The following is a 15218-nucleotide window of genomic DNA, read 5'->3' as shown; positions in this document are numbered from 1 at the left end:
GCTCTGACCGCCGGCAATCTAACAAGAGGTCATGATGAGTACAGAGATTAAAACTCAAGTCGTGGTACTTGGGGCAGGTCCTGCAGGTTACTCTGCAGCCTTCCGTTGCGCTGACTTAGGTCTGGAGACCGTTCTGGTTGAGCGCTACAACACCCTCGGCGGTGTTTGTCTGAACGTAGGCTGTATCCCGTCAAAAGCGCTGCTGCACGTCGCGAAAGTGATTGAAGAAGCGAAAGCGCTGGAAGAGCACGGCATCGTGTTTGGTCAGCCACAGACAGACATTAACAAGATCCGCACCTGGAAAGAGAAGGTGATCAACCAGCTGACCGGTGGCCTGGCTGGTATGGCCAAAGGCCGTAAGGTCAAAGTTGTTAACGGTCTGGGTAAATTCACCGGCGCTAACACCCTGGTGGTTGAAGGTGAGGGTGGCGCAACCACCATTAACTTCGATAACGCGATCATCGCCGCAGGCTCACGTCCTATCGAGCTGCCGTTTATCCCGCATCACGATCCGCGCGTCTGGGACTCTACGTCAGCGCTGGAGCTGCGCGAAGTGCCGAAGCGTCTGCTGGTCATGGGCGGCGGCATCATCGGTCTGGAGATGGCGACCGTTTACCACGCGCTGGGTTCAGAGATTGACGTGGTTGAGATGTTTGACCAGGTGATCCCGGCAGCGGATAAAGATGTGGTTAAAGTCTTTACCAAGCGTATCAGCAAGAAATTCAATCTGATGCTGGAAACCAAAGTCACCGCGGTTGACGCGAAAGATGACGGTATCTACGTATCGATGGAAGGCAAAAAAGCGCCTGCCGAGGCGCAGCGCTATGACGCGGTACTGGTTGCCATTGGCCGTGTACCAAACGGTAAAGGCCTCGACGCCGGTAAAGCGGGCGTGGAAGTGGATGAGCGCGGCTTTATCCGTGTGGATAAGCAGATGCGCACCAACGTGCCGCACATCTACGCTATCGGTGATATCGTGGGTCAGCCTATGCTGGCGCACAAAGGCGTGCATGAAGGCCACGTTGCCGCTGAGGTCATCTCTGGTCTGAAGCACTACTTCGATCCGAAAGTGATCCCATCAATCGCCTATACCGAGCCGGAAGTTGCGTGGGTAGGTCTGACCGAGAAAGAAGCCAAAGAGAAGGGCATCAGCTACGAAGTCTCTACCTTCCCGTGGGCGGCCTCTGGCCGTGCTATCGCTTCCGACTGCGCTGACGGTATGACCAAGCTGATTTTTGACAAAGAGACGCATCGCGTTATCGGTGGTGCTGTAGTCGGCACCAACGGCGGCGAGCTGCTGGGTGAAATCGGTCTGGCGATCGAGATGGGTTGTGATGCCGAAGATATCGCGCTGACCATCCATGCGCACCCGACGCTGCATGAGTCAGTCGGCCTTGCGGCTGAAATCTTTGAAGGCAGCATCACCGATCTGCCAAACGCGAAAGCGAAGAAGAAGTAAGTTTCGCTTCTGCTAATAACGGCTCCTGCGGGAGCCGTTTTTTTTTTGCTGTTGCCGCCGTAAGCATAACCAGACGTTAGCGAGGTCATTCTCTGCCACGCTAAAAGTTATGATCCGAAAACAACTCACTGCGCGCCTGCCGGTTTTGTTTCCGTCCGACCGGGTTTATCCGGAGCATTATGCCGGAAACCGGCTGGATGTTGCTTTTTTGTAAACAGATTAACAATCAGGCGAAATCCTGCTATGCTGGCCGACGCAGAACCGGGCACCTCACCCTACTGTTTAACAGCATCAAGGTGTACCGGAAAGCTATACAATGAGAGCGAGGAGAACGTCGTGCTAGAAGAATACCGTAAGCACGTTGCCGAGCGTGCTGCCCAGGGAATCGTACCTAAGCCGTTAGATGCTTCCCAGATGGCCGCGCTGGTTGAACTGCTGAAAAGCCCGCCTGCGGGTGAAGAAGAATTTCTGGTTGACCTGCTGGTTAACCGCGTCCCGCCAGGCGTTGATGAAGCCGCCTATGTTAAAGCCGGTTTCCTGGCTGCTGTCGCAACGGGCGAAGCCCACTCTCCTCTGGTTACGCGCGAGAAAGCTGTTGAACTGCTGGGCACCATGCAGGGTGGCTATAACATCCACGCGCTGATTGAAGCGCTCGACGATGAGGCGCTGGCACCGATTGCCGCTGAAGCGCTGTCCCATACGCTGCTGATGTTCGACAACTTCTACGATGTGGAAGAGAAAGCCAAAGCGGGTAATGCCCACGCAAAAAAAATTCTGCAATCCTGGGCTGATGCCGAGTGGTTCCTGAAGCGTCCTAAACTGGCTGAAAAAATCACCACCACCGTGTTTAAAGTGACCGGCGAAACCAACACCGACGACCTCTCTCCGGCGCCGGATGCGTGGTCACGCCCGGATATTCCACTGCATGCGCTGGCAATGCTGAAAAACCCGCGTGATGGCATTGAGCCAGATGAAGCGGGCAATATCGGCCCGATCAAACAGATTCAGGCGCTGCAGCAAAAAGGTTTCCCGCTGACTTATGTCGGCGACGTTGTCGGAACCGGCTCCTCGCGTAAATCCGCCACCAACTCGGTGCTGTGGTTTATGGGTGAAGATATTCCGTACGTGCCGAATAAAAAGGGCGGCGGTCTCTGCCTCGGCGGTAAAATCGCCCCGATTTTCTTCAACACCATGGAAGATGCCGGCGCGCTGCCGATCGAACTGGATGTTGAACGCCTCAACATGGGCGATGTGATTGACGTTTACCCGTATAAAGGCGAAGTACGCAATCACGAAACCGGTGAACTGCTGGCGACCTTTGAACTGAAGACTGACGTGCTGCTGGATGAAGTCCGCGCCGGCGGCCGTATTCCGCTGATTATCGGTCGTGGTCTGACGACAAAAGCACGCGAGTCACTTGGCCTGCCGGCAAGCGACGTCTTTGTGCAGGCGAAAGATATCGCCTCCAGCACGCGCGGCTATTCGCTGGCGCAGAAGATGGTGGGCCGTGCCTGTGGCGTCGAGGGTATTCGTCCGGGCGCTTACTGCGAGCCGAAGATGACCTCTGTGGGCTCACAGGATACCACCGGTCCGATGACGCGCGACGAGCTGAAAGATCTGGCGTGCCTCGGCTTCTCCGCCGATCTGGTGATGCAATCTTTCTGCCACACGGCGGCTTATCCAAAGCCGGTCGATGTGACCACGCACCATACGCTGCCGGACTTCATCATGAACCGCGGTGGCGTCTCACTGCGTCCGGGAGATGGTATCATCCACAGCTGGCTGAACCGTATGCTGCTGCCGGATACCGTCGGCACCGGCGGTGATTCACACACCCGCTTCCCGATTGGCATCTCCTTCCCGGCAGGGTCCGGTCTGGTGGCGTTTGCTGCTGCGACCGGCGTCATGCCGCTGGATATGCCGGAATCCGTACTGGTGCGCTTTAAGGGCGCCATGCAGCCGGGCATCACGCTGCGCGATCTGGTGCACGCTATCCCGCTGTACGCAATTAAGCAGGGTCTGCTGACGGTAGAGAAGAAGGGCAAGAAAAACATCTTCTCCGGCCGTATTCTGGAAATTGAAGGTCTGCCGGATCTGAAAGTTGAGCAGGCGTTTGAGCTGTCTGATGCCTCTGCTGAACGTTCTGCTGCCGGTTGTACGATCAAGCTGGATAAAGCGCCGATTATCGAGTACCTGAACTCCAACATCGTTCTGCTGAAGTGGATGATCTCGGAAGGTTACGGCGATCGCCGTACGCTGGAGCGTCGCGTTGAGGGCATGCAGAAATGGCTGGCCGATCCGCAACTGCTGGAAGGCGATGCAGACGCGGAATACGCTGCGGTGATCGAGATCGATCTGGCGGATATCAAAGAGCCGATTCTGTGCGCACCAAACGATCCGGATGATGCGCGCTGGCTCTCTGACGTGCAGGGCGAGAAGATTGACGAAGTGTTTATCGGCTCCTGCATGACCAATATCGGTCACTTCCGTGCGGCCGGTAAGCTGCTGGACGCGCATAAGGGCCAGCTGCCGACGCGTCTGTGGGTGGCTCCGCCAACCAAGATGGATGCGGCTCAGCTGACGGAAGAGGGCTACTACAGCGTCTTTGGCAAAAGCGGTGCGCGTATTGAGATCCCGGGCTGTTCGCTCTGCATGGGTAACCAGGCACGCGTGCAGGACGGCGCGACGGTGGTTTCCACGTCGACCCGTAACTTCCCGAACCGTCTGGGTAACGGCGCCAACGTTTTCCTGGCATCAGCCGAGCTGGCTGCCGTCGCTTCGCTGCTTGGCAAACTGCCAACGCCGGACGAGTATCAGCAGTTTATGGTACAGGTGGATAAAACGGCCGATGACACCTATCGCTACCTCAACTTTGACCAGTTGGGTCAATATACTGAGAAAGCGGACAGCGTGATTTTCCAGACCGCCGTATAACGCGACGGACAGACCAGGGGATGATGCAAATCATCCCCTTTTTTTATGCCTTTTTTCCCTGCTGCACTCCCGGCATAATGCGAGCGCGATCCCACTTTATTACGTGCGCTGCGTTCAGAATGCAATCAATGTGCTGCCCGGCGCGCGACTGGTATGAGGTAACACGATGGAGTATGAATTTTTACGCGATCTCACCGGCCAGGTCAGAGTACGCATGTCGATGGATCACGAAGCGGTAGGCCACTGGTTTAATGAGGAAGTCAGGGATAACCCCGGCCTGCTGGATGAGGTGGAAGCTGCCGCGCGCGCGGTAAAAGGCACCCATCAGCAGTGGCAGCGCATCGGACATGAGTACACGCTGTGGCTGGACGAGGAAGAGGTGATGATCCGCGCTAATCAGCTGGCGCTGGAGGATGAGGGACTGGAAGAGGGCATGGCCTACTACGATGAAGAGAGTCTCTCGTTCTGCGGCGTGGAGGACTTTCTGGCGGTCATCGCCGCTTACCGGCAGTTTATAGCGGGCAGATAACCCGCACAGCCCGCATGACGCCCCGTTACTTGACGTAGGCCAGCAGGCTCAGTGAATCACGCGCCAGCGATTTGCACTTTTTATCATTGTTGATTGCAATGCCACTCAGATCTTTGTAGCTCTCTTCACCCAGCGCTTTCATGTTATAGCTGCTGTAGTTGCTTAAATCCCAGCGGTTCTGCTGGGCAAAAAATACCAGCGCTTTGCGGATTTGTGCATCAGGCAGTGCCTGATAGCCGCAGTCGTTCTTCAGATAGACAAAGACCGCCGTCAGATCAGCCAGATCTTCCGCTTCAGACTCGCTCAGTGCAAAACTGCTGGTGGAGAAGCCAAAGAGTCCCGCCAGCAGCAGGATCTTAATGCTTTTTGTCATAATGGTTCTCAGCAAAGGACAATCCATTGACGTTAGCACAGTTACCGTCCGGATTCCGCTTCTTTTACCCCCGCAGATGGCGGGTTAACATTTTGCTGCCCGGCGCTTGACCCTCCTGCAGGGGCAGGGTTTAGGCTGGGGGTCTCATTATCACAAGGATATGCGTATGCAACGTCGCACTTTTCTCAAACTGACCGCGGCGCTCAGCGCGTCAGGCGCACTGCCGTTATGGAGTCGTTCACTGATGGCGGCTACCCGGCCGCTGCTGCCGATCCCTGCGCTGCTGGAGCCTGATGCGCGTGGTCACTACAGCCTTACCGCCATGACGGGCAGCACGCAGTGGCAGGGTAAAGCGGTGCCGACCTGGGGCTATAACGGCAGCCTGCTCGGACCGGTTCTGCGCCTGCAGCGGGAGAAGCGCGTCACGGTCAATATTCATAACCGGCTGCCGGAGGCGACCACCGTGCACTGGCACGGCCTGGCGATCCCGGGCGACGTGGATGGTGGCCCGCAGGCGATTATCGCGCCCGGTGCCACGCGTCAGGTGAGCTTTACCCCCGATCAGCCAGCGGCGACCTGCTGGTTTCATCCGCATCTGCACGGCAAGACCGGTCATCAGGTGGCGCAGGGATTAGCCGGACTGGTGCTGCTGGAGGATGACGCGTCCGGCAAGCTGCGTCTGCCGATGCAGTGGGGAGCGGATGACGTACCGCTGATTTTCCAGGATAAACAGCTTAACAGCGCCGGCACGCATATCGATTATCAGCTGGATGTGATGCGCGCGGCGGTGGGCTGGTTTGGCGATATGATGCTGACCAACGGCGTACAGTATCCGCAGCACGCCGTGCCGCGCGGCTGGCTGCGCCTGCGGCTGCTTAACGGCTGTAACGCCCGCTCGCTGGAGATCGCCGCCAGCGATAAACGGCCAGTCTATGTGGTGGGCAGCGATGGCGGACTGCTTGCTGAACCGGTACAGGTGACATCGCTGTCCCTGCTGCCGGGCGAGCGCTTTGAGGTGCTGATCGATACCTCCGACGGCCAGCCTTTTGATATCGTCACGCTGCCGGTGACGCAGATGGGGATGACGCTACCGCCGTTTGATCGGCCACTGCCGCTGGTGCAGATCCTGCCGCTGCGCATTATGGCGAGCGGGACGCTGCCGGACACGCTGGTGGATCTGCCGCCGCTGCCTGCCAGTGACGGCGTACAGAACCGCTGGCTGCAGCTGATGATGGATCCGCAGCTGGATAAGCAGGGTATGCAGGCGCTGATGGATCGTTATGGCCATCAGGCGATGGGGGGCGCGGCAGACCACGGCGCGGCAGAAACGCATAACGGACACGATGCCATGCCGATGGAGCATAGTGAACATAGCGCGATGCCGATGGATCACGGTGCGCACGGCGCTGCCGCGTATGATTTCCATAACGGCAATAAGATCAACGGCGAGGCATTTAACATGCAGAAGCCGATGTTTGCCGTGCCGCTGGGCAAAACCGAGAAGTGGACGATTTCAGGCGAGGGCGATGCGATGCTGCATCCGTTCCATATTCACGGCGCCCAGTTCCGCATCCTGTCAGAAAATGGCAAGCCGCCTGCCGCGCATCGCGCCGGCTGGAAAGATATGGTTAACGTTAACGGCTGGCGGAGCGAAGTCGTGGTGCGTTTCGACTATGCTGCCAGTGCAGAGCATGCCTACATGGCGCACTGCCATCTGCTGGAGCACGAAGATACCGGCATGATGCTGGGATTCACGGTGGCATAACGGCTTCAGATGAACGCAGGCGCAGGATATATGCCGATTGCCGTCAGCTGTCCGCCGCCGCCAGCGCCTGGCGGATATCCGCAATCAGGTCATCCGGATGCTCAATCCCGATCGACAGACGCACCGTGGCATCGCTGATGCCAATGCGCTGGCGTACGGCCTGCGGGACGCCGGAATGGGTGGTGCTGGCCGGATGGCTGGCCAGCGACTCGGTGCCCCCCAGGCTCACTGCCAGCTTAAACAGCGTCAGCGCATTGAGAAAGCGGAAAGCCGCAGGCTCGCCGCCCTGAATATCAAAAGAGAAGGTCGAACCGGCACCGCTGCACTGGCGCCGGTACGTTTCACCTGCCGCACTCTGCGTATCGAGATAGGGCAGCCAGAACAGCGCCGCCACCTGGGGCCTGTCGCGCAGGAAGGCGGCGACCCGTTCCGCGTTTGCAGCGGCTTTCTCCATACGCAGCGCCAGCGTCTCCAGCGAACGGCCAATCATCCAGCTGGAGTGCGGGTCGAGCTGCGTGCCGATCGCGCTGCGCAGTGCGCGCACGCGGCTCATCAGTGCCCGGCTGCCCAGCGCGGCACCGGCGATAAGGTCGGAATGGCCGCCCACATATTTTGTCAGCGAATAGAGCGAGATATCAGCGCCGTGCTGCAGCGGATGCTGAAACAGTGGCCCCAGCAGCGTGTTATCGCAGGCGATCACCGGACGTGAACCCTGCTGCTGCGCAATCACATCAGCCACCTGCGCAATAAGCCGGATATCCACCAGGCTGTTGGTAGGGTTGGCTGGCGTTTCGATCAGTATCAGGGCAACCCGGCCGCGCTGGCACGCCAGCTTCGCCGCTTCATAAACCCTCTCTTCATCCGTACCCTCGCTGAACCCCACGGCTTTAATTTCCATATCGTGCAGCGTCTTGCTCAGCAGCGTTTCTGTGCCACCATACAGCGGCTGCGAATGCAGGATCACCTCGCCCGGCCGCGCAAACGCAAGCAGCGTAGTGGCAATGGCTGACATACCGGAAGAGAAGAGCACCGCACTCTCAGCGCCTTCATAAATCGCCAGGCGATCTTCAACGATTTCGCTATTGGGATGATTAAAGCGTGAATAGACCAGCCCGCCGCTCTGGCCATCAGGCGGCTGACGGCGGCCCGCTGCATAATCAAAAAAATCTTTGCCCTCTTCGGCGCTGTTAAAGACAAAGGTTGAGGTAAGAAACACCGGCGGTTTTACCGCGCCCTCTGACAGCCGCGGATCGTAGCCATAATTAAGCATCTGCGTTTCCGGATGCAGCGCGCGCCGATCGGAAGGTGTTTTGTTGCTGGGAGAGTTCGTCATAGCAGCTCCGGCTGGATCAGGATAAAGCGCGTTAACCCTGCTATAGAGTTAATGCCATCGCGGGAAATTTTGCTACGTAATCGTTTGCGTTTTGTGTGCGCCGTTAGCCATCAGGCGCATTGTGATAGACTGCGGAGCTTTCTGAAAACCTTAACCAGGCGAACGCAATGAAACACACCGTTGATGTGATGATCTCCCGGGAGGAGATTGCAACCCGTATTGCCGAGCTGGGCAAACAGATCAGTGAAGCCTACCGCGACAGCGGCAGCGAGATGGTGCTGGTTGGTCTGCTGCGCGGCTCCTTTATGTTTATGGCCGATCTGTGCCGGGAAATTGACGTCCCGCATGAGGTCGACTTTATGACCGCCTCCAGCTACGGCAGCGGCATGTCGTCGTCACGTGATGTCAAAATTCTGAAAGACCTCGATGAAGATATTCGCGGTAAAGATGTGCTGATCGTGGAAGATATCATCGACTCCGGCAACACGCTGAGTAAAGTGCGTGAGATCCTGCGCCTGCGTGAGCCAAAATCACTGGCCATCTGCACGCTGCTGGACAAACCCGAGCGTCGTGAAGTTGAGGTGCCGGTTGAATATGTCGGCTTTACCATTCCCGATGAGTTTGTCGTGGGCTTTGGCATTGACTACGCGCAGCGCTATCGTCATCTGCCTTACATCGGCAAAGTCACCATGCTGGACGCATAACCGCACAATCTACCTGGGGCATTTCGGCCGTTCCGGGATAGAATCAGCCGCCCGTAAGTGACTGACTTGCGGGCCTGATGCACTTTTCTGCACGATATAGCGCGTCATGCGCTCCCCGCAGGCGCACCGCGTCTGATTTCAACACAAATTCTGCTGAATTCACCGCACGTCTGGCGCGGGCGCACTATCATTTTCATCAGGCTTTGATGTCACAACAACAGGATATGGACTCGCAATGACTTATGCACTGGAACTTTCCGGGCTGACCAAGACCTATCCCGGCGGCGTACAGGCGCTGAAAGGTCTCGATCTGAACGTAGAGGCAGGCGACTTTTACGCTCTGCTGGGGCCAAACGGGGCCGGTAAATCAACCACCATTGGGATTATCAGCTCGCTGGTTAATAAATCCGGCGGCAGCGTTCGGGTATTTGGTTACGACCTGCAAAAAGATGTGGTCAATGCCAAGCGTCAGCTCGGGCTGGTGCCACAGGAGTTCAACTTTAACCCGTTTGAAACCGTGATGCAGATCGTCGTAAATCAGGCGGGCTATTACGGCGTGGAGCGGGCAGACGCGAACAAGCGTGCAGAAAAGTATCTCAACCAGCTCGATCTGTGGGGCAAACGCAATGAGCGTGCCCGCATGCTTTCAGGCGGCATGAAGCGCCGCCTGATGATCGCGCGTGCGCTGATGCATGAGCCCAAGCTGCTGATTCTGGATGAACCAACGGCCGGCGTGGATATTGAACTGCGCCGCTCAATGTGGGTGTTTCTGAAAGAGCTGAATGCGAAAGGCACCACGATTATCCTCACCACGCACTATCTGGAAGAGGCGGAGATGCTGTGTCGTAATATCGGCATCATTCAGAGCGGCGAGCTGGTGGAGAATACCTCCATGAAAGGCCTGCTCTCCAAACTCAAATCGGAAACCTTTATTCTCGATCTCGCTCCGCGCAGCGCGCTGCCGCATCTGGAGGGCTTCCAGTATCGTCTGGTTGATACCTCGACGCTGGAGGTGGAAGTGATGCGTGAGCAGGGGCTTAACAGCGTATTCAGTCAGCTGAGCGCGCAGGGCGTGCAGGTACTGAGCATGCGCAACAAGGCGAACCGGCTGGAAGAGCTGTTTGTGGGACTGACACAGGGTAAAGCAGGAGGCAGAGCATGACGCATCTTTATTGGGTGGCGTTAAAGAGTATCTGGAGCAAAGAGATTAACCGGTTTGCCCGCATCTGGATCCAGACGCTGGTGCCGCCGGTGATCACCATGACGCTCTACTTTATTATTTTCGGTAACCTGATTGGTTCACGCATTGGTGACATGCACGGCTTCAGCTATATGCAGTTTATCGTGCCGGGCCTGATTATGATGTCGGTGATCACCAACGCCTATGCTAACGTCGCCTCCTCCTTTTTCAGCGCCAAATTTCAGCGCAATATTGAGGAGTTGCTGGTAGCACCGGTGCCGACCCATATCATCATTGCCGGCTATGTCGGCGGCGGCGTGGCGCGTGGCGTCTGCGTAGGGATCCTGGTAACGGCGGTGTCGCTGTTTTTTGTGCCGTTCCACGTTTTCTCCTGGCCGATGGTCGCCATCACCCTGCTGCTGACCGCGGTGCTGTTTTCGCTGGCGGGTCTGCTGAATGCGGTGTTTGCCCGTACTTTTGATGATATCAGCCTGATCCCGACCTTTGTGCTGACGCCGCTGACTTACCTGGGTGGCGTCTTCTATTCACTGGCGCTGCTGCCGCCATTCTGGCAGGCAGTATCGAAGCTGAATCCGGTGGTGTATATGATCAGCGGCTTCCGGTACGGCTTCCTCGGCATCAACGATGTGCCGCTGGTGTTTACGCTGTCGGTACTGATGGCGTTTATCGTCGTGTTCTATGTGCTGGTGTATACGCTGATCCAGCGCGGTCGCGGCTTACGCACCTGAATGTCATTCAGCAAGCGGATAATAAACAGGGGCGCCGGAAGGGCGCCCCTGGTGTTTCTGGCCGCTCAGCGCAATCGGGCTGAACGCTACGCGACCTGAACCGGCAGCGCCCGGGCAAGACGTTTCATCTCATTATCGCCCTCAAAATAGGCCACCTTTGGCTGCCAGCTGCGCGCCACCTCATCCTCTACCTGCACGTAAGAACAGATAATCATGATGTCTCCGGCACAGGCGCAGCGCGCGGCGGCACCGTTTACGGAGATAATTTTTGATCCCCGCTCGGCGGCGATGGCGTAGGTGGAGAAACGCTGGCCGTTGGTCACGTTGTAAATATCGATCGCTTCATATTGCAGAATGCCGGCGGCATCGAGAAAATCCTGATCGATCGCGCAGGAGCCTTCATAGTGCAGATCGGCCTGCGTCACTTTAACGCGGTGCAGTTTGCCCTGCAGAACAGTACGAATCATCACGGTATACCCTTAAGCTGCTATTTAAACGACGGCTTACGCCATCAGATCCACTTGCTGGTTATCAATCAGACGCGCATTGCCGAGCCAGGCGGCCATCAGGATCACCGCGCGCTGGCTCTCCACCGTCAGCGGCTGCAGCGTGTCGGCATCGCAGATTGCCACTCCGTCAGGACGAAACCCCTTTTCCTGCAGCGCCGTATTTGCCTGCTCAATAATCTCATCAATGTGGCGTTCGCCGTTGCTGAGCCGCTCCGCCATACTGCGCATCACCTGGCTCAGACCCGGTGCCAGCCTGCGTTCATCGGCAGTAAGGTAGCCATTGCGCGAACTCAGTGCCAGCCCATCTTTAGCCCGCACCGTGGGCACACCGACAATGTCGATATCAAAGCCCATATCTGCGACCAGTCTGCGTATGATCGCCAGCTGCTGAAAATCCTTTTCGCCAAAACAGGCGACATCAGGCTGCACGAGGTTAAAGAGTTTGCTGACAACCGTGGCGACCCCGCGGAAGTGGCCCGGCCGGCTGGCGCCCTCCAGCAGCGTGGAGAGCACCGGCACCTCAACAAACGTCTGGTTCTCTGTACCCTGCGGATAGATCGCCTGCGGGGCCGGCGCAAACACCACATCCACACCGTGACGGTTAAGCTTTTCGCAATCGTCCTGCAGCGTGCGCGGATAGCGTGCAAGGTCATCCGCGCGGTCAAACTGCATCGGGTTAACAAACACCGAGACCACAACTACGTCAGCCCGCTGGCGGGCTTCATCGACCAGCGTCAGATGGCCATCATGCAGATTGCCCATCGTGGGCACCAGGGCGATACGTTTGCCCGCCTGCCGCCAGCGACGGATCTCCCGGCGCAGCATCGGCAGCGTTTCAATGATCAACACGATAAATCTCCGGATTCAGAAGAAGCTGTGTTCGGCGGCAGGATAGGTGCCTGCCTCAACGTCGGCAATATACTGGCGAATTGCCGCGCGAATGTCGCCGGTTTCGGCGAGGAAATTTTTAGCAAATTTTGGAATGTGGCCGCCGGTGATACCGAAGGCGTCATGCATCACCAGAATCTGACCATCGGTGACGTTGCCTGCACCGATGCCGATCACCGGGATGGTCAGCGCCTGGGTGATGCGCGCCGCCAGCGCAACCGGAACGCACTCCAGCACCATCAGCTGCGCGCCAGCCGCTTCCAGCGCCAGAGCGTCTGACAGCAGACGTTCAGCGCCCGCCTCATCCCGGCCCTGCACTTTATAACCGCCAAAGATATTGACCGACTGCGGCGTCAGGCCAAGATGGCCGCAGACCGGCACGGCGCGCTCGGTTAACAGGCGTACGCTCTCTGCCAGCCAGGCTCCGCCTTCCAGCTTGACCATATTGGCACCGGCGCGCATCAGCTGTGCGGCACTGGTAAAAGTCTGCTCCGGGGTGGCATAGCTCATAAACGGCAGGTCAGCCATGACCAGCGCCTGCGGTGCACCCCGACGTACGGCGGCGGTATGATAGGCGATATCGGCGACCGTCACCGGCAGCGTGGAATCATGCCCCTGTACCGTCATACCCAGCGAATCGCCAATCAGCATCACCTGAATGCCTTCATCGGCAAACAGGCGGGCAAAGCTGAAATCATAAGCAGTCAGGGTGGCAAAGCGGCGCCCGCTGGCTTTCAGCTGGCGCAGATGAGAGATAGTGGTTGGTTTCATCGCAATCTCCGGCGTTTCTGATGCGCGCAGTGTACTGGATTGATTGCAGGGCGGATATGACCGGCAGGAAATTATCGCGGTTCAGACGGACCAGAGCGTGATTTCACTGCAGTCCAGCGTGGCGAGCACGCCGCTCAGTGGCCGGCCATCGGGCAGGCGCAGACCAGGCGCAACCTCCAGCAGCGGCAGCAGCATAAATGCACGGTTGTGCATATCATAGTGCGGTACGGTTAAACGCGGGGTATGAATAACCTGATTGCCAAACAGCATGATATCGATATCCAGCGTACGCGGCCCCCAGCGCTCGGCTTTGCGTACGCGGCCATGTTCCAGCTCAATATGCTGAGTGTGATCCAGCAGCGTTTCGGGCAGCAGCTGGGTGTCAAGCGCGACCACCGCGTTCAGGTAGTCGGGCTGGTCGGCCGGGCCATAGGGTGGCGTGCGATAGAACGATGAGGTCGCCACGCGGGAGGTCTCCGGCAGCGTATCCAGCGCGGCGAGCGCTGCATCAATCTGATGCAGCGGATCGGCAAGGTTACTGCCCAGGGCAAGGTAGACGCGAGTCATGATGCGCTGCTGCTGTTATCCTGCTCACGACGCGGACCGGCAGAGCGACGGCGCGGACGGCGCGGTTTACGACGCGGCTGCGGATCGTCGCCCAGCGTGTTCAGCATGGTTTTCTGCTGGACCGGAACGGCCGCCTGGAATTCACCCCACCACTGAGTAAGACGCTGCAGCTCCGGGTTCTTTTCCACATCGGCACGCAGCGCCAGCAGATCGTAAGCGGCGCGGAACTTCGGATGCTCCATCAGTTTCCACGCGCGTTTACCGTGGCGACGCGACATACGCAGCTGCAGCTGCCAGATATCGCGGACCAGGGTGGTAATGCGTTTCGGGATCGCCAGCGCGCGACACGCTTCATCCAGCGTATCGTTCATGGATAGCGCAAAAGCGTCGTAGTAGGTCAGGCCGCTCTCCTGAGCGATACGCTCAGCGGATTCCAGCTGCGGGTACCAGAACATAGCGGCAAACAGAAACGCCGGATTGACACGCAAATCGTTGTGCAGGCGGGTATCGGTGTTTTTCAGCACCTGCGCCACCATGCGCTCCATCATGCTGTCGCCCTGTTCGGTAAAATGACGCGCCAGCGTCGGGAACAGCGGCTGGAAGAGCTGATATTCACACAGCATCTGCCAGGTGCGATAGCCGTAGCCAGCCTGCAGCAGCTTCAGCGCTTCTTCAAACAGGCGGGCAGGGGGCACGTCATTCAGCAGCGTTGCCAGACGCGGGATCGGCTCGGCGGTTGCCGGTGCAATCTGCATATTAAGTTTGGCGGCAAAGCGCACCACGCGCAGCATGCGTACCGGATCTTCGCGGTAGCGCGTTTCCGGATCGCCAATCAGGCGTACCACGCCCTCCTGCAGATCCTGCAGGCCACCCACATAATCACGGACCGTGAAATCCGCCACGCTGTAGTAGAGGCTGTTGATGGTGAGATCGCGGCGCTGCGCATCGTCTTCGATGCTGCCGAAAATATTGTCGCGCAGCAGCATGCCGTTCTGGCCGCGCTGCGAGCTGTTGCGATCGTCGTCGCTCTCTTCCTGATGATGGCCGCGGAAGGTCGCTACCTCGATCACTTCCGGCCCAAACATCACGTGCGCCAGACGGAAGCGGCGGCCAACCAGACGGCAGTTACGGAACAGTTTGCGCATCTGCTCTGGCGTGGCGTTGGTCGTCACGTCGAAATCTTTCGGCTTTTTACCCAGCAGCAGGTCGCGTACGCCGCCGCCGACCAGGTAAGCTTCAAAGCCCGCTTTATTCAGGCGATAGAGCACCTTAAGGGCGTTTTCGCTGATATCTTTGCGTGAGATGTTATGGTTTTCCCGGGGAATGATGGTCATCTGGTTTTCAGCTTCCACCTCTTCAGGCACCTCCTCGTCACGCTTGAGGACTCTCCGGCAAAAATTAGCGACTCGGGTAAAAATGGGACACCTCGACAGTGACAAAAAATGGGTGGTAATAAA

General features: G+C 57.9%; 14 protein-coding genes. 7 read left to right on the top strand and 7 right to left on the bottom strand.

Annotation, left to right across the window (positions count from 1 at the left end; all coding sequences use genetic code 11):
• Positions 1-34 precede the first annotated feature (34 nt).
• The 3 genes from lpdA (at position 35) to yacL (ending at position 4922) form a co-directional block, all read left to right on the top strand.
• Positions 35-1459: a dihydrolipoyl dehydrogenase gene (gene lpdA / locus BBA90_RS16685; RefSeq protein WP_039385712.1), complete on the top strand. Its 1425-nt coding sequence runs from the start codon at positions 35-37 to the stop codon at positions 1457-1459.
• A 336-nt stretch (positions 1460-1795) separates the two neighbouring features.
• Complete coding sequence (gene acnB, locus BBA90_RS16680) at positions 1796-4393, top strand: bifunctional aconitate hydratase 2/2-methylisocitrate dehydratase (RefSeq protein ID WP_075050755.1); 2598 nt, start codon at positions 1796-1798, stop codon at positions 4391-4393.
• A gap of 166 nt (positions 4394-4559) precedes the next feature.
• Complete coding sequence (yacL, locus tag BBA90_RS16675) at positions 4560-4922, top strand: protein YacL (RefSeq protein ID WP_065650115.1); 363 nt, start codon at positions 4560-4562, stop codon at positions 4920-4922.
• A 25-nt stretch (positions 4923-4947) separates the two neighbouring features.
• Here yacL and BBA90_RS16670 read toward each other — a convergent pair whose 3' ends face one another.
• Positions 4948-5295, bottom strand: coding sequence for a YacC family pilotin-like protein (locus tag BBA90_RS16670; protein ID WP_039382635.1), 348 nt, complete (start codon positions 5293-5295; stop codon positions 4948-4950).
• Between the two features lie 166 nt (positions 5296-5461).
• Here BBA90_RS16670 and cueO point away from each other — a divergent pair, with 166 nt between their 5' ends.
• Positions 5462-7060 (top strand): multicopper oxidase CueO, encoded by a 1599-nt coding sequence (gene cueO / locus BBA90_RS16665; RefSeq protein ID WP_065650114.1) that lies wholly within the window; start codon positions 5462-5464, stop codon positions 7058-7060.
• Positions 7061-7103: 43 nt separating this feature from the next.
• Here cueO and BBA90_RS16660 read toward each other — a convergent pair whose 3' ends face one another.
• A complete protein-coding gene (locus BBA90_RS16660; protein ID WP_065650113.1) occupies positions 7104-8393 on the bottom strand; it encodes a cystathionine gamma-synthase family protein in 1290 nt (429 codons plus the stop codon).
• 167 nt (positions 8394-8560) lie between these two features.
• Here BBA90_RS16660 and hpt point away from each other — a divergent pair, with 167 nt between their 5' ends.
• The 3 genes from hpt (at position 8561) to BBA90_RS16645 (ending at position 11026) form a co-directional block, all read left to right on the top strand.
• Positions 8561-9097, top strand: coding sequence for a hypoxanthine phosphoribosyltransferase (hpt, locus tag BBA90_RS16655; RefSeq protein WP_039382640.1), 537 nt, complete (start codon positions 8561-8563; stop codon positions 9095-9097).
• Between the two features lie 235 nt (positions 9098-9332).
• Positions 9333-10259, top strand: a complete 927-nt coding sequence (locus tag BBA90_RS16650; protein WP_065650112.1) for an ABC transporter ATP-binding protein — start codon at positions 9333-9335, stop codon at positions 10257-10259.
• Positions 10256-11026, top strand: coding sequence for an ABC transporter permease (locus BBA90_RS16645; protein WP_065650111.1), 771 nt, complete (start codon positions 10256-10258; stop codon positions 11024-11026). Before BBA90_RS16650 ends, BBA90_RS16645 begins: the two co-directional genes overlap by 4 nt.
• Positions 11027-11112: 86 nt before the next feature.
• Here BBA90_RS16645 and panD read toward each other — a convergent pair whose 3' ends face one another.
• The 5 genes from panD to pcnB form a co-directional block, all read right to left on the bottom strand.
• The gene (gene panD / locus BBA90_RS16640; protein ID WP_039382649.1) at positions 11113-11493 is read right to left on the bottom strand and encodes an aspartate 1-decarboxylase; all 381 of its coding nucleotides are present in this window, start codon (positions 11491-11493) and stop codon (positions 11113-11115) included.
• A 36-nt stretch (positions 11494-11529) separates the two neighbouring features.
• Entirely contained in the window at positions 11530-12384 is an 855-nt protein-coding gene (panC, locus tag BBA90_RS16635; RefSeq protein ID WP_065650110.1) for a pantoate--beta-alanine ligase, read from the bottom strand.
• Between the two features lie 15 nt (positions 12385-12399).
• Positions 12400-13194, bottom strand: coding sequence for a 3-methyl-2-oxobutanoate hydroxymethyltransferase (gene panB / locus BBA90_RS16630; RefSeq protein ID WP_065650109.1), 795 nt, complete (start codon positions 13192-13194; stop codon positions 12400-12402).
• An 81-nt stretch (positions 13195-13275) separates the two neighbouring features.
• Positions 13276-13761, bottom strand: coding sequence for a 2-amino-4-hydroxy-6-hydroxymethyldihydropteridine diphosphokinase (gene folK / locus BBA90_RS16625; protein WP_065650108.1), 486 nt, complete (start codon positions 13759-13761; stop codon positions 13276-13278).
• Positions 13758-15179: a polynucleotide adenylyltransferase PcnB gene (gene pcnB / locus BBA90_RS16620; protein WP_206099918.1), complete on the bottom strand. Its 1422-nt coding sequence runs from the start codon at positions 15177-15179 to the stop codon at positions 13758-13760. The genes folK and pcnB overlap by 4 nt, the downstream gene beginning before the upstream one ends.
• Positions 15180-15218: the final 39 nt, after the last annotated feature.

This window comes from Pantoea eucrina (assembly GCF_001691555.1).
In the GTDB taxonomy this organism is placed as follows: Bacteria; Pseudomonadota; Gammaproteobacteria; order Enterobacterales; family Enterobacteriaceae; genus Pantoea; species Pantoea borealis.
This window is presented reverse-complemented; position numbering and strand designations above follow the sequence as displayed.

Bases quoted from the DNA above. Each gene is read 5' to 3' on its own strand.
- lpdA (WP_039385712.1), top strand. From the start codon at position 35: ATGAGTACAGAGATTAAAACTCAAGTCGTGGTACTTGGGGCAGGTCCT.
- yacL (WP_065650115.1), top strand. From the start codon at position 4,560: ATGGAGTATGAATTTTTACGCGATCTCACCGGCCAGGTCAGAGTACGC.
- BBA90_RS16670 (WP_039382635.1), bottom strand. From the start codon at position 5,295: ATGACAAAAAGCATTAAGATCCTGCTGCTGGCGGGACTCTTTGGCTTC.
- cueO (WP_065650114.1), top strand. From the start codon at position 5,462: ATGCAACGTCGCACTTTTCTCAAACTGACCGCGGCGCTCAGCGCGTCA.
- BBA90_RS16660 (WP_065650113.1), bottom strand. From the start codon at position 8,393: ATGACGAACTCTCCCAGCAACAAAACACCTTCCGATCGGCGCGCGCTG.
- hpt (WP_039382640.1), top strand. From the start codon at position 8,561: ATGAAACACACCGTTGATGTGATGATCTCCCGGGAGGAGATTGCAACC.
- BBA90_RS16650 (WP_065650112.1), top strand. From the start codon at position 9,333: ATGACTTATGCACTGGAACTTTCCGGGCTGACCAAGACCTATCCCGGC.
- BBA90_RS16645 (WP_065650111.1), top strand. From the start codon at position 10,256: ATGACGCATCTTTATTGGGTGGCGTTAAAGAGTATCTGGAGCAAAGAG.
- panD (WP_039382649.1), bottom strand. From the start codon at position 11,493: ATGATTCGTACTGTTCTGCAGGGCAAACTGCACCGCGTTAAAGTGACG.
- panB (WP_065650109.1), bottom strand. From the start codon at position 13,194: ATGAAACCAACCACTATCTCTCATCTGCGCCAGCTGAAAGCCAGCGGG.
- folK (WP_065650108.1), bottom strand. From the start codon at position 13,761: ATGACTCGCGTCTACCTTGCCCTGGGCAGTAACCTTGCCGATCCGCTG.